This is a genomic window from Serratia sp. CY82433, from assembly GCF_052166535.1.
Taxonomy (GTDB): Bacteria; Pseudomonadota; Gammaproteobacteria; order Enterobacterales; family Enterobacteriaceae; genus Serratia; species Serratia sarumanii.
In genome coordinates this window covers 154,831-169,063 of the sequence record NZ_JBJNOR010000007.1, presented here as the reverse complement: position 1 = coordinate 169,063, position 14,233 = coordinate 154,831, and the positions used below count along the sequence as shown (strand labels likewise).

Below are 14,233 nucleotides of genomic sequence, written 5' to 3'. Positions count from 1 at the left end.
TTTAAAACAAAAGACATACCGGCTTAAAAGCGGGTGCAATACCAGCGGCTCAGCGTCGCCCACTGCCGCTGCGGCGTTTGGACTCTAACCGTCAATCGGCGGCAATCACTCTCCGCATCGTCAAGCGCCGTCTCGCGTCGCCAACCTTCCGGCGGCGATTCGGCCTCGAGCCGCCCGGTGACGGCGAACGCTTCTAACTGCTGATGCGCCAGCGCCCAGGCTTGCCGGTAGTGCCACTGGCGCTGAAACGACTGCAACAGCACCTGATGATACTGTAACAAGCCAAGCAGCGACACCGAGAACAGCAAGGCCGCCACCAACACTTCCGGCAGGCTGAAGCCGTTGCGGGATAGCCGCCCTGCCCGAGCGTTAGCCGTCACAGTCGGTCAGCCTTTTCTCTGGGCAAAAATCCAGCCGACCGCCCGGCTGAGCTTGCACCTTGCCAGCGGTCTCTGCGCCGTTAAAGGTGCCCCACTGATACAGCCAAAGCGGTTCACCGCCGCGCATCTCACCAAGGCCGCGTATCGTCACAACGCCCGCTCTGGCAGACAGCCGGGCGCAGGCCGTCAGTTCCGCGCGCTGCCTGCATAACCAGGCCGCCGCACTCAGCTCGGCGCGTGGCCAGCGCTGGCTCATGCCCCAACTCAGCGCCGAAGCGGCCTGATTATAAGCCTGAAGGTAACGCTGCTGATCGGCGGCCAGTAACAGCGCGTTATCCAACTGCCGATGCTGAGCGTTAAGCAACATCAGCCCCAGCGCCAACAGCAACATCACCGCCGCCAGAGTGCTACCGCCCCGCTGGGTTCGCCAATTCATGGCAGCGCCGCCATTTCGACGCTCGCACTCAGGCTGCGCCTGATACGCGTATCGCTGGCGGAGCGCCCCGCCAGCGTCAGGCGAGCCAAGGTCGCGCCGTGATAGCCCCGCTCGATCGCCACATGAAACCGCTCAATGCGCACTTCGTCATGATCGAGCAACCGCTCCCAGCCACCGCCATCGCATTGGCTCACGCCGCGCTGCCCTTCCAAGCCGCCATTGCGCAGCCGATAACCGAAATAGCCCGCATTCTCGCCCGAAGCGAGCCATTGCCCGCTGCGAGCGATGTCGTAGGCAACGATAACGCAGCTGCCCGCCGCTTCTCCCGATGCCTGACCGATCAGCAACGGACGGCCGGCGCACTGCCCGGCGCAAAAACCGGCGCGGCGCAGATCTTTCTCAATGCCGAACGCCAGTTGCCGCAGCGTTGACTCCAGCCGAAAGTGCTGGCTGACGACTACACTTTGCTGGCGCAACAACGGATAGGTTTTCGCCGCGCCGAGCGCGATCACGCTGCCGAAGACCAACGCCAACATCACCTCCGGCAAGGTAAAACCGCGTTCTAAAGTCAACATAGCGCAATGCCCCTGACCCGCTGCCCTTCGCTGCACAAACGCAGCCGCCCACGGGCGGACAGCACCAGCCGCAGGCTGCCTGCGTCGTTGCTGAGAAGGATGTGCCCCGCCTGCGCAGTATTGCGCAAACCGTAAAACCCAATCTCTTTGCCGGTGTAGCCGCTCAAAGCGACGTCGCGATAAGACGGCGAGAAAACGGCGCCTTCGGCGGAAGCGCAATCCGTCGGCGGCACGCCACCGCCCAGACACCAGGGCGTGCCGTTCTTGAACCACAGCAGCGTCGCGCGGTTACGCCAGTTGGCGTCCGCCTGCAATCGCAGCAAAAACGCCAGCAGCTGCTGAGCCGTGTGTTCCAGCCGCAGCGCTTGCTGATGATAACGCCATTGCCCGACGCCCCAGCCGGTGAGCATGCCGGCGATCAATATCGCCGCCAACAGCTCAATCAGCGTCATGCCACGCTGGCGATCATCGATGTTCGAGAGAGTATTGTCTTTCATGCCGCCAGTGTAAGGATCGCCACAACGCGGTAAAGCCGCATGCGTAATCGCTGCGGCAAGCTGCGCAATGTTTTATTTACGACGGCAGAGGACGACAAAAAAATGCGGCGCGGTGCGCAATGCGGATAAAAAAAGGGGTGCAATCGCTGCCCCCCTGGTGTGATGCGGTTAAGGTTAGATCGCGACCGGCGCCTTGATGGCCGGGTGCGGATCGTAACCTTCGATCTCGAAGTCTTCGAAACGGTAATCGAACAGCGAAGCCGGCTTGCGTTTGATCACCAGTTTCGGCAACGGACGCGGTTCACGCGTTAGCTGCAGCTGAGTCTGTTCCATGTGGTTGCTGTACAGGTGGGTATCGCCGCCGGTCCAGACGAAATCGCCCACTTCCAGATCGCACTGCTGCGCCATCATATGCACCAGCAGCGCGTAGCTGGCGATGTTGAACGGCAGGCCTAGGAACACGTCGCAGGAACGCTGGTACAGCTGGCAAGAGAGCTTGCCGTCCGCGACGTAGAACTGGAAGAACGCGTGGCACGGCGCCAACGCCATCTGATCCAGCTCGCCGACGTTCCAGGCGGAAACGATGATGCGGCGCGAATCCGGATCCTGCTTCAGCTGTTGGAGCACGTTGCTCAGCTGATCGATCTGACGGCCGTCCGCCGCGCCCCAGGCGCGCCACTGTTTGCCGTACACCGGGCCGAGATCGCCGTTTTCATCGGCCCACTCGTCCCAAATGGTGACCTTGTTGTCACGCAGGTAGGCGATGTTGGTATCGCCGTTCAGGAACCACAACAGCTCATGAATGATCGAACGAAGATGACATTTCTTGGTGGTCACCAACGGGAAACCTTCCTGCAAGTTGAAACGCATCTGATGGCCGAAAATCGACAGCGTGCCAGTGCCGGTACGGTCGGCTTTAGGGGTGCCCTCGGCGAGCACCTTGTTCATCAAATCCAGATACTGTTTCATTTGTCCCTCACGACATTTGTTGCTGCGGGCGACGACGGTACGCCCAAATCATCATAATAATACCGGCCACCACCATCGGGATGGACAGGATCTGCCCCATGCTGATCACGCCGTCGAACAGGCCGAGCTGGGCATCCGGCTGGCGGAACGCTTCAACGATGATGCGGAATGTGCCATAACCGATCAGGAACAGGCCCGAGACGGCGCCCATCGGCCGCGGCTTGCGAATAAACAGGTTCAGAATGATAAACAGCACCACGCCTTCCAGCAGCAGTTCATACAGCTGCGATGGGTGGCGCGGCAGTACGCCGTACTGATTCAATAACGGCAGCAAGGAAGGATCGGCGGCGGCGAGGGCCACGTCTTCGCTGCGCGAACTTGGGAACAGCATCGCCCAAGGGGTGTCGGTGGTCACGCGGCCCCACAGTTCACCGTTGATAAAGTTGCCGAGGCGGCCGGCGCCCAGGCCGAATGGGATCAATGGCGCGATAAAATCGGAAACCTGGAAGAAGGTGCGTTTGGTGCGGCGAGCGAACCAGAACATCACCAGAATCACCCCCATCAAGCCGCCGTGGAACGACATGCCGCCATCCCAGACCTTGAACAGATAGAGCGGGTTATCCAGGAACAGCGGCAGGTTATAGAACAGCACATAGCCTACGCGGCCGCCGACGAATACGCCCAGGAAACCGGCGTAGAGCAGGTTTTCAACTTCGTCTTTGGTCCAGCCGCTGCCCGGCTTGTTGGCACGGCGCACAGCCAGCCACATGGCAAAAACGAAGCCGACCAGGTACATCAGGCCGTACCAATGCAGAGAAACCGGGCCAATGGAGAAAATGACCGGATCAAATTTAGGAAACGCCAGATAGCTATTGCTCATCTATCACCACAACATGTCTGTTATTTTTCCCCATGCGGGGGCGGCAGGTGCCAAGCGGCGGCGGAGATTGTCCCGCGTCTTGCAAGCAGCAGCATTGGCCGCTGCGGTGTGCAAGGCGACGAGCCTGCGCCGCACTGAGGTTGCGCATCATAACATAGGCTTAGCGCGGTCCGGTCCGGCAGGCTGGGAAAAGTTCTGTAAAAAAATCACAACGCGCGGCGGCTACCGGCCCCCGCGGATCAATCCGCCCATGCCGCGTCGCTCCATAAACGCCGCCACCAAATGGCGCACTTCCGTGGTCATCTGGGTGTTCAACACCCGCTGCGCCAACATTTCGGCGTCGGCAAGGTCGATATGCCGCAGCAGGTATTTGATGCGCGCCACGCTGCGGCCGTTCATGCTCAGATTGCGATAGCCCATGCCCACCAGCAACAGCGCGCCCATGGGATCGCCGGCCAGTTCACCGCACAGGCTAAGCTGCAACCCGGCAGCGTTCCCCTGCTCGGCGATCAATTTCAGCACCTGCAGCATCGCAGGATGCAAACTGTCATACAGCGAGGCGACCCGGGTATTGTTGCGATCTACCGCCAACAGGTACTGGGTCAAATCATTGGTGCCGACCGAGATGAAATCAACGCGCCCGGCCAGATGCGGGATCAGGAAAATCATCGACGGCACTTCCAGCATCACGCCGATTTTCGGTTTCGGGATCGCATAGCCGAGCACCTCTTCCACCTCGCGCCCGGCGCGGTCAATCAGGCGTTTGGCCTCGTCGACCTCTTCCAGGCTGGTGATCATCGGCAACAAAATGCCCAGATTGCCGGTGCCGGCGTTGGCGCGCAGCATCGCGCGCACCTGAATCAAAAAGATCTCCGGCTGATCCAGGGTGATGCGGATGCCGCGCCAGCCCAGGCAGGGGTTCTCTTCGCTGATCGGCATATAAGGCAGTTGCTTGTCGGCGCCGATATCCAGAGTGCGCAGCGTAACCGGCTTGCTCGGGTAAAGCTGCAGCATGCCCTGGTACTGCGCGACCTGTTCCTCTTCGGAGGGGAAGCCGCTTTGCAACATGAACGGGATTTCGGTGCGGTATAACCCCACGCCATCTACCCGGCCGCCCAACAGCTGTTCATGTTCCGGGCTGAGGCCGGCATTCAGCATCACCTGAATGCGCTCGCCGCTTTTCAACTGCGCCGGCTGCTCGACGTCGTCTTCCGCCAGCTTGCTCAGTTCCAGCTCTTCGCTGATCAGCCGTTGATATTCCTGCACCAGCACCGGTTCAGGATCGACCAGCAGTTCACCGCGATAACCGTCGACGATCAGCAGCCGCTGGCTGAGCAGAGAAGGCTGGATGTCGGCGCCCATCACCGTCGGCACCCCCATCGCCCGCACCAGAATCGCCGCATGCGAGTTGGCGGCACCGTCGCGCACCACCACGCCGACCAGGCGATCCTGCGGCACTTCGGCCAGCAATGTCGCGGTCAGCTCATCCGCCACCAGCACAAAACGCGCCGGCCACTGGGTAGCGCCCTGAGTGGTGTCGTCGAGGTGGAACAGCAGACGCTGGCCCAGCGCGCGCAGATCGCTGCCGCGCTCGCGCATGTAGGTGTCCTGCAGTTTGGCGAACTGCTCGGCAAAGGCCTCTATCACCTGTTTCACCGCCCACTCCGCCACCGAACCGTTGTCGATTTCGGCGAACAGTTCGCGCTTGAGGCGGGCGTCGTTTAGCAGGTGAGAGTAAAGATCGAAGATCGCCGCGCTCTCCTTTTGCGAACTGGCGGCAAAACGCTTGCTGAAGCGGCGAAATTCCGCGCCGGCCTCTTCCAGCGCCAGCGTCAGGCGCTCGCGCTCGCTGGCTGTGTCCAGCGTCGAAGCGCGGTAAACTTGATCGAGTGAAGGCTGGCTGCTGTCCTGCCACCCTTCCGCCACCGCCACGCCGGGCGAGGCCGCCAGCGCGCGCACGCGCGTTTGGCGATACTGGCCGAAAATGGCGTTAAGCTGCGACTGTGACAGGATCCCGGCCATCTGCGTGGCCAGGGTGACCATGAAAGACTCTTCGCTTTCGTCGAACTGGCGCAGCTCGCGCTGCTGCACCACCAGCACACCCAGCAGCTGGCGCCGATGAATGATCGGCACCCCGAGGAAGGATCGGAAACGATCCTCTTTCACCTGCGGAACGTATTTGAAACTGGGGTGGCTTTGGGCATCGGCCAGGTTGATAGGCTCGGCTCTGCGGCCGACCAACCCGACGACGCCCTCGTCAAACGCCAATGCGATGGTGCGCCCGCGCGGCTTTTTCAGCCCGCGCGTGGCCATCAGGTAGTAGCAGCGGCGATCGTTGTCCGCCAGATAGATGGAACACACTTCGGTGTCCATCGCCAGACAGGTTTCATTGACCAGCAGATCCAGCGCATCCGTCAGACTGGCCGCCGCAGCCACCTTCTCTACAATTTCTCGCAAGCGCGTGAGCATAGTCGGCTTAACTTAACCTCTCTTTCGGCGATAAGCAGGGGCCTGCCGCGGCGCCGCCTGCTCTTGCATCGGCATCACGGTCACGGCGAATTCTTTCATCACCCGGCGGTAGACGTCGCGTTTGAACGACACCACCTGGCGTACCGGATACCAGAAGCTCACCCAGCGCCAACCGTCGAACTCCGGCGTGCTGCTGCGCTGCATATTGATATCAGCGTCATTGCACAGTAGCTGCAACAAAAACCATTTTTGCTTTTGGCCGATACAAACCGGCTTTGTGTCCCAACGCACCAAACGTTTCGGCAATTTATAGCGCAACCAGTTGCGGGTCGAAGCCAGGATGCGCACATCCTTTTTACTCAGCCCCACTTCTTCGAACAGCTCACGGTACATCGCCTGCTCCGCAGTTTCGCCAGGGTTAATCCCACCTTGGGGAAACTGCCAGGAGTGCTGACCGTAACGGCGGGCCCATAAGACCTGCCCCTGACGATTACAGATTACGATACCAACATTCGGGCGGTAGCCATCATCATCGATCACCGGACTACCTCGATAAGCTTAAATTCGCATAGATGTCCTGATTGTTTCACACAAGCTACAGGCGGTAAACCACTGCTTTACGGCGCTGCGGGCCGAATAACATTGGGATAACTCACAGATATAGGCAAAGTTATAAACATACCCTAGCCTTTCAGACCGGTTTTATTCACTTTTTCTGTGGATAGGTGTGTGCAGAACTCGAGGAATAAGCCGGTAAAACTCTTACCCCCCAAAATCCCCCCTCAACACTAAAAACGCATATTTATTTTAAAAACATACAATTATGTATTAACGCATCGTTATATACAGGGCAAAAATGTGATCTGTGCACGGTAAGGATCTTACCCTGGCGAAAGATCCACCAACGTCGTTTTTATCCACAGATTATCCGGGCGAGTTACGCACAAAACGGACAAATTCGTAAAAAACCGCCCGAGTCAAGGCTGTAAATTGAACCAGTGATCGGCAAAAATTTGGGTTATCCCAAAAATCTGTGGATAAATAGGTGTAAGATCCTGTTTATTGTCGGTGGCTTCAGGTGAACAAGCCCCGCCAGTGCATTGTCCACCACGCCAAGAAAGGAAAAAAGTCATGTAAAATCATGCTACTATTATTCTTTTCCCCAAGCGATGGCGGTTATCGCTCACCGCGCATAATTGCAGTACGTTTTTCAACCAAACCAGACAGGCTTGATTTATGGCGTTTTTATCCCCTTTGCCGCCCCCGCCGGAAAATGAACGGCAGCTGTTCGAGCGCGCTCAGGCGCTGGCCGGCGCCAGCTTTGGCGAACTGGCCGCTCGCGCGCAGCTGCCAATCCCCAAGGATCTGAAACGCGATAAAGGTTGGGTAGGCATGCTGCTGGAGCTGTATCTCGGCGCCATGGCCGGCAGCAAACCGGAGCAGGACTTTCCCGAGCTGGGCATCGAGCTGAAAACCATTCCTGTCGATGCCGCCGGCAAACCGCTGGAAACCACTTTTGTCTGCGTCGCTCCGCTCACCGGCAACAGCGGCGTCACCTGGGCCAACAGCCACGTTCGCTACAAGCTGGCGCGCGTGTTGTGGATACCGGTAGAAGGCGAACGCCAGATCCCGCTGGCCGAACGCCGCGTCGGTTCGCCGCTGCTGTGGAGCCCAAGCGCGGCAGAAGACGAAATGCTGCGCCGCGACTGGGAAGAATTGATGGATCTGATCGTGCTCGGCCACGTAGAGCGCATCACCGCACGCCACGGCGAAGTGCTGCAGCTGCGCCCCAAAGCGGCTAACAGCAAGACGCTCACCGAAGCCATCGGCGAACAAGGGCAACCGATCATGACGCTGCCGCGCGGCTTCTATCTGAAAAAGAGTTTTACCGGCGCGCTGCTGGCAAGACATTTCTCAATCTAAGCGATTTCGTTTAACTCTGGTTTAGCTGCCCCTATCAGCGCCATGATAAACGCGTATAATTCACGCTTTGCATTTATTAAGTATTAATAAGGTGTGTCGAGCAATGTTCGAATGGATTATGGATCCCAATGCCTGGTTAGCGTTAGGCACGCTAACCATTCTTGAGATCGTACTGGGTATTGATAACATCATTTTTCTGTCGCTGGTGGTGGCCAAGCTGCCCAAAGCGCAACAGAACAAAGCTCGCCGGATCGGGCTGGCCGCCGCCATGCTTATGCGCCTGGCGCTGCTGGCTTCCATCGCCTGGGTGATTCGCCTGACCCATCCGCTGTTTACCGTGATGGAGCACAGCGTATCCGCTCGCGATCTGATCCTGCTGCTGGGCGGGCTGTTCCTGATCTGGAAAGCCAGCAAAGAGATCCACGAAACCATCGAAGGGTCGGAAGAAGAGCACCACACCAAGGTGCACAGCTTCTTCGGCGCGATCGTGCAGATCATGCTGTTGGATATTATCTTCAGCCTGGATTCGGTGATTACCGCCGTGGGCCTTTCCGACCATCTGTTCATCATGATGGCGGCAGTGGTGATCGCCGTCGGCGTGATGATGTTCGCTGCCCGACCGATCGGCGAATTCGTCAACCGCCATCCATCGGTGAAAATGCTGGCGCTGGCGTTCCTGATCCTGGTGGGCTTCACGCTGATGCTGGAAAGCTTCCAGGTGCACGTGCCAAAAGGCTACATCTACTTCGCCATGTTCTTCTCGATGTCGGTAGAAGCGCTCAATCTGATGCGCAGCAAAAAAAATCGCGCGCCGGAATAACGCTATCTATATGAAAGCCGCCATTGGCGGCTTTCATCACTTTGTTGACCTCTCATTTCACTTTTTCTTATCAGATAAAGACTTATCTGAGACGCGCTTCGCCGAGAGTTTGCTAATCTTGAAAGAACATTATTTTCTGCATAATCGAGGATCCGCAGGATGAAAAAGTGGGTAATGGCAGTGTCTGCGCTGGTGATGGTGGCTGGCCTGGCGGGGTGTTCCAGCGACTACGTGATGGCGACCAAAGACGGCAACATGATCCTGACGCAAGGCAAACCGGAGATCGATGAAGATACCGGCCTCATCAGCTATAAAGACGAGAAAGGCAACCAGCGCCAGATCAACGGCGATCAAGTTTCTCAGGTTATCGAACGCTAATCACCGCCCGCCGGCTATCGCCCGTTCAAGCGCGGTAGCCCCCATTCGCGTCCGCACGGAATCCGCTTCCCCCATCTTCACCGCTTGGTTATAGTCAGGAAAGGCGACATCGCCGCCCGACGGACTCTGCGCCGTCTTCTGACATTGGGCTCCTGTTTCACCGGGCCGCGCGGCCCGTAAGCGCTAACAAGAAAGGAAGGCCGTTAATGCAATACCACCGTATTCCCCACAGTTCTTTAGAAGTGAGCGTGCTGGGACTGGGCACCATGACCTTTGGCGAACAGAACAGCGAAGCCGACGCCCATGCGCAACTGGACTATGCATTGGCCGCAGGCGTGAACCTGATAGACACCGCCGAACTGTACCCGGTGCCGCCCCGTCCGGAAACCCAGGGCCTGACCGAAAGCTATATCGGCAGCTGGCTCAAGGCGCGCGGCAATCGCGAAAAAATCGTCCTGGCCAGCAAAGTCTCGGGCCCGGTGCGCGGCACCGACAGCAGCATTCGCCCGCAGCAGGCGCTCGATCGCAAAAACATCCGCGCCGCGCTGGACGCCAGCCTCAAGCGGCTGAATACCGATTATCTCGATCTCTACCAATTGCACTGGCCGCAGCGCGCCACCAACTGTTTTGGCAAACTCAACTATCAATACACCGACGACAAAGCCACGGTCACGCTGCTGGAAACGCTGGAGGCGCTGACCGAGCAGGTGCGCGCCGGCAAGATCCGCTATATCGGGGTTTCCAATGAAACGCCCTGGGGCGTGATGCGCTACCTGCAGCTGGCGGAGAAACACGAGCTGCCGCGCATCGTGTCGATTCAAAACCCGTACAGCCTGCTGAACCGCAGCTTTGAGATTGGCTTGGCCGAGATCAGCCAGCACGAAGGGGTGGAACTGCTGGCCTATTCCAGCCTGGCGTTCGGTACCCTGAGCGGTAAATACCTCAATGGCGCAAAACCGGCCGGTGCGCGCAATACGCTGTTCACCCGCTTCAACCGTTATTCAGGGCAGCAAACCCAGCTGGCGATCGCCGAGTACGTGGCGCTGGCCAAAAAACACGGGCTGGATCCTTCGCAGATGGCGTTGGCCTTCGTGCGTCAACAGCCGTTCGTCGCCAGCACCCTGCTGGGCGCCACCACGGTGGATCAGTTGAAAATCAACATCGACAGCCTCGATGTGGTATTGGATGAAGACGTGCTGCAGGCGCTCGAAGAAATCCATACCCGGTTTACCATTCCGGCGCCTTAATACAGCAAGGGCGCAGCCTGGCTGCGCCCCGTTTCACCGCCGCTGCGACCACCATAGCGCGCTAATCGCCAGCGCAAACACCACGCCAAACCCTACGCCGACGCCCACCACCGGCACGCCCAGCTTCACCATCAGCGAATACAGCGCCAGCATCAGCAACATGGCGGCGTTTTCACCCAGGTTTTGCACCGCGATAGCATTGCCGGCGCCGACCGAATGCTTGCCCCGCTCCTGCAGCAACGCATTGAGCGGCACCACGAAAAAGCCCCCCAGCATGCCGATGATCGCCAACAAGACATAGGCATTGAGCATGGTGGTTTGCAGCGCGAATACCGCGACCGCAACGCCGATCAGGATCCCGGCCGGCATGCAGCGCTTCACCGTCTTCAGCGTGACAAAGCGTGCGGCGGCGCCGGCCCCCACCACGATACCGACGGCTACCATGGCGTTCAGCAGCGTCGGCGTGGCGTTATCGGCGATGCCGAGCGCTACCGGCACCCACAGCACCAGCAGAAAACGCAGCGTCACGCCGGCCCCCCAGAACAGGCTGGTGCCGATCAAGGAAAAACGCGTCTGCCCATCGCGCCATAACGTGACGCAGGCGGTAAAGAAGCTGTTCGTCATGGCCCGCGGGCGCCAGGAAGCCCCCGGGCGCGCCGCCGCGAGGCGCGGAATATACAGGTTGGCGACCACCGCCCCCGCGTAAACCAAGGCGCAGACCGCCAGCGCCGCCACCACATGCCAGTCCGCCAGAATGCCACCGGCCACCGAACCGGTCAGAATGGCGGCGATAGTCGAGGCCTCCATCAGGCCGTTAGCCTTGACCAGCTTCTCGCCGCTGGTGATCTCGCCCAGAATGCCGTATTTGGCCGGCGAATACGCGGCGGCTCCCACCCCGACCAGGCTGTAGCCGAGGAACGGGTTTCCCCCAAAACAGATCACCAACGCCCCCGCCAATTTTAAGGCGTTGGCGAACATCATCACCCGCCCTTTGGCAAAGCTGTCGGCCACCTGGCCGACGAACGGCGCCAGAATGATGTAGGTGGCGACGAAGGCCATCTGCAGGATTGGCTGGCTCCAGTCCGGATACAGCTGCTGCTTGATCAACGCCAGCGTGGCGAACAGCAACGCATTGTCGCCGAACGCCGAGAGGAACTGCGCGCTGATGACGGCGATCATGCCGCGTGACAGCAAAGGGGACTCGGTCGAAGGATTCATCGGGCACTCTCCGGCTGTTCGGCCATATGACGCAGGGTGACGAAATCGGGTTTGCCGCTGCCGAGCACCGGCAGCGTTTTCAACAGGCGAATATCGCGCGGCACCGCCAGCTCCGGGCTGCCCAGCTCACGCGCCACCCGCAGCAATGCTTCACGAGTGATGGCGGGATCGGTGGTGAACAGCACCAGCGCCTCGCCTTTGCTACTGTCGCCTTTGGCCGTGGCGGCATGCATTTTTTCCGGCGACAGCCGTTGCGCCAGCAATTCGACGCTCTCCAGCGACACCATCTCGCCCGCCAGCTTGGCGAAGCGTTTCACGCGGCCGCGAATGGTGCAATAGCCCTGCTCATCCAGGCTGACGATATCGCCGGTGTCGTACCAGCCCGGCTGCAGCACTCCGTTCGCATCTTCCGCCGCCGGCGGTTCCAGCTCGCCGGGGCGCTCAACCCGCAGATAGCCTTTCATGATGTTCGGCCCCTTCAGCTGCAGGCGGCCGCCGTTATCGATGCCCGGCACCGCAATCAGGCGCGCCTCCATCTGCGGCATGATGCGGCCGACGGTGCCCACCTTGGTCGCCAACGGCACGTTAATGGACACCACCGGCGCACATTCGGTCACGCCATAGCCTTCCAGAATGCGGATGCCGTATTTGTCCTGGTAGATCTGTTTGGTGCTGTCCGCCAGTTTCTCCGCGCCGGCCACCACGTAGCGCAGGCGGGCGAAATCATACGGATGCGCGAAGCGCGCATAGTTGTTGAGGAAGGTCGCCGTGCCGAACAGCACCGTGCAGTTGCGGTCATACACCAGCTCCGGCACCACGCGATAGTGCAGCGGGCTGGGGTAGAGGAAAATGCGGCTGCCGGTGATCAGCGGCGTAAGCAGCCCCACCGTCAGGCCGAACGAGTGGAACAGCGGCAGCGACGACATGAAACGGTCGCGCGGCGTGAAGTCGGCGATGGTGCGAATTTGTTCTACGTTAGCCAGCAGGCTGGCATGCGAATGCACCACGCCCTTGGGGTGGCCTTCGGAACCGGAAGTGAACAGGATCAGCGCCGCGTCCTCCGGGCGTTGCGGCAACGCCGCGCGCTGCGGCTGCAGCAAGTGCCGCAAAATCCACAGCTTGTCCGCCAGCGTAACGGTGTCTTTCAGATCTTCCAGATACACCCAGTTGGCCTGCGTCACCTGCTCCGGCAGGTGGGTCAGCTTGCCCTTCTCCAGAAACTGGCGCGAGGTGACGATGGTCTTGATGCCGGCGGCGAGCATCGCGCTGTTCAGGCCGTTGGCGCCGGCGGTGTAGTTGAGCATCGCCGGAATGCGGTTACGCAGCGAAGCGCCGAAGATCGCCGCCGCGGTGATGGTGGCGTTCGGCAACAGCAGCCCGACGTGTTCCCCTTCGGCGGTAAAGCGCTGCAGAATGCGGCTGACGCCCAGCGATTTCTTGATCAGCGTCTGGTAACTGTCTTCTTTGAAAGCGATGTCTTCGATACAGGGCTTGCGGCGCCCGTAGCGGTGCTGCGCCGCCAGCAAGGCATGGAACAGCGTCTGCGGTTCGCGCGTATCCATTCGCGCCCGCATCATGATCTGCATCAGCCGATCGCCCGCCAGCGCCCGGCGTTCACGCGCGCGCGGCGCTTCCGGCATCGGCAGCGTGGTCGGCGGCAAGATGCGGATGCTGATTCGCGGGAACCAGCGGATCTTGAATACCCCGGCCATGCGGCCGAACGGGCTGAACTCGGGGCCGTCGATCCGCACCGGCACCACGGTGGCGCCCGATTTGGCAGCGATAAACGCCGCGCCGTCGTAGATTTTCATCAGCGCGCCGGTCACGGTGATGCGCCCTTCAGGGAACACCACGATCGGCCGCCCCTGCTCGACCATGCGCACCAGTTGCTTGATGGCCATCGGCTTGGTGGGATCGAGCGAGACGAAATCAATGTAGGGCCGCAGCCAGCGCATAAACCAGCTCTCGCCGATGCTGGCGTAAACCGCAAACACCGGTTTAATCGGCAGGAACAGCGCCAGCAACACGCCGTCGAGGAAAGAGACGTGGTTCGGCGTAATCAGCAGTTTTTGCCGCTCGAAGTGCTGAACGTCCCCTTCGACCCGAACCCGAAACAGCAGGCGAAACAGCGCGCGCAGCAGTGAAAAGATCATGCCCTTCTCCCTTGGCCATGGAGGCGTAAATCGTTGTAGGGAAAAGAATACTATATGGCAGGCAAAAAAAAACCTACGCATCCGCGTAGGTTGGTGCAATTGAAAATGGCTTCAACATACAGAGTATGCTGATTTCTCACCAATCAATACCTCTGGGATCACCTACTCTAGAGAGATGGCGTGCAGGAAACTACCGGCGAATCGCAAGAGTTCTGCTCCAAATGCAACCAGCTGTAAATTTCCCGCGATCTGCTGTAATAACTCAATGAAACTTAAACCTTCCCGCAG

14 protein-coding genes are annotated in these 14,233 nt (G+C 59.6%); 4 read left to right on the top strand and 10 right to left on the bottom strand.

Annotation, left to right across the window (positions count from 1 at the left end; translation table 11 throughout):
* Window positions 1-23 precede the first annotated feature (23 nt).
* The 8 genes from ACJ8PI_RS22960 to rppH form a co-directional block, all read right to left on the bottom strand.
* Window positions 24-380: a prepilin-type N-terminal cleavage/methylation domain-containing protein gene (locus tag ACJ8PI_RS22960; protein ID WP_033649504.1), complete on the bottom strand. Its 357-nt coding sequence runs from the start codon at window positions 378-380 to the stop codon at window positions 24-26.
* Window positions 370-816: a YgdB family protein gene (locus ACJ8PI_RS22955; RefSeq protein WP_033649503.1), complete on the bottom strand. Its 447-nt coding sequence runs from the start codon at window positions 814-816 to the stop codon at window positions 370-372. Before ACJ8PI_RS22955 ends, ACJ8PI_RS22960 begins: the two co-directional genes overlap by 11 nt.
* Window positions 813-1,391, bottom strand: a complete 579-nt coding sequence (locus ACJ8PI_RS22950; RefSeq protein WP_060431453.1) for a prepilin peptidase-dependent protein — start codon at window positions 1,389-1,391, stop codon at window positions 813-815. The genes ACJ8PI_RS22955 and ACJ8PI_RS22950 overlap by 4 nt, the downstream gene beginning before the upstream one ends.
* Window positions 1,385-1,888: a prepilin peptidase-dependent protein gene (locus ACJ8PI_RS22945; protein WP_039567375.1), complete on the bottom strand. Its 504-nt coding sequence runs from the start codon at window positions 1,886-1,888 to the stop codon at window positions 1,385-1,387. Before ACJ8PI_RS22945 ends, ACJ8PI_RS22950 begins: the two co-directional genes overlap by 7 nt.
* Before the next feature lie 174 nt (window positions 1,889-2,062).
* A complete protein-coding gene (gene thyA / locus ACJ8PI_RS22940) occupies window positions 2,063-2,857 on the bottom strand; it encodes a thymidylate synthase (RefSeq protein WP_016929918.1) in 795 nt (264 codons plus the stop codon).
* A 7-nt stretch (window positions 2,858-2,864) separates the two neighbouring features.
* The gene (lgt, locus tag ACJ8PI_RS22935) at window positions 2,865-3,737 is read right to left on the bottom strand and encodes a prolipoprotein diacylglyceryl transferase (protein WP_060422186.1); all 873 of its coding nucleotides are present in this window, start codon (window positions 3,735-3,737) and stop codon (window positions 2,865-2,867) included.
* A gap of 222 nt (window positions 3,738-3,959) precedes the next feature.
* Window positions 3,960-6,206 (bottom strand): phosphoenolpyruvate--protein phosphotransferase, encoded by a 2,247-nt coding sequence (gene ptsP / locus ACJ8PI_RS22930; protein ID WP_041036509.1) that lies wholly within the window; start codon window positions 6,204-6,206, stop codon window positions 3,960-3,962.
* A 12-nt stretch (window positions 6,207-6,218) separates the two neighbouring features.
* A complete protein-coding gene (gene rppH / locus ACJ8PI_RS22925) occupies window positions 6,219-6,746 on the bottom strand; it encodes an RNA pyrophosphohydrolase (RefSeq protein WP_004931849.1) in 528 nt (175 codons plus the stop codon).
* A gap of 696 nt (window positions 6,747-7,442) precedes the next feature.
* Between rppH and mutH the strand changes: the two genes are divergently transcribed.
* The 4 genes from mutH (at window position 7,443) to ACJ8PI_RS22905 (ending at window position 10,574) form a co-directional block, all read left to right on the top strand.
* Window positions 7,443-8,129: a DNA mismatch repair endonuclease MutH gene (gene mutH, locus ACJ8PI_RS22920; RefSeq protein ID WP_164134718.1), complete on the top strand. Its 687-nt coding sequence runs from the start codon at window positions 7,443-7,445 to the stop codon at window positions 8,127-8,129.
* A gap of 103 nt (window positions 8,130-8,232) precedes the next feature.
* Window positions 8,233-8,949, top strand: coding sequence for a TerC family protein (locus tag ACJ8PI_RS22915; protein ID WP_033635765.1), 717 nt, complete (start codon window positions 8,233-8,235; stop codon window positions 8,947-8,949).
* A 159-nt stretch (window positions 8,950-9,108) separates the two neighbouring features.
* Window positions 9,109-9,327: a YgdI/YgdR family lipoprotein gene (locus ACJ8PI_RS22910; RefSeq protein ID WP_033635766.1), complete on the top strand. Its 219-nt coding sequence runs from the start codon at window positions 9,109-9,111 to the stop codon at window positions 9,325-9,327.
* A 206-nt stretch (window positions 9,328-9,533) separates the two neighbouring features.
* Complete coding sequence (locus ACJ8PI_RS22905; protein WP_033635767.1) at window positions 9,534-10,574, top strand: NADP(H)-dependent aldo-keto reductase; 1,041 nt, start codon at window positions 9,534-9,536, stop codon at window positions 10,572-10,574.
* Window positions 10,575-10,607: 33 nt separating this feature from the next.
* Here the strand turns inward: ACJ8PI_RS22905 and lplT are convergent, their stop codons facing one another.
* Both lplT and aas read right to left on the bottom strand, forming a co-directional pair.
* The gene (gene lplT, locus ACJ8PI_RS22900; protein WP_049212617.1) at window positions 10,608-11,792 is read right to left on the bottom strand and encodes a lysophospholipid transporter LplT; all 1,185 of its coding nucleotides are present in this window, start codon (window positions 11,790-11,792) and stop codon (window positions 10,608-10,610) included.
* Complete coding sequence (gene aas, locus ACJ8PI_RS22895) at window positions 11,789-13,945, bottom strand: bifunctional acyl-ACP--phospholipid O-acyltransferase/long-chain-fatty-acid--ACP ligase (RefSeq protein ID WP_039567360.1); 2,157 nt, start codon at window positions 13,943-13,945, stop codon at window positions 11,789-11,791. Before aas ends, lplT begins: the two co-directional genes overlap by 4 nt.
* Between the last annotated feature and the right edge of the window lie 288 nt (window positions 13,946-14,233).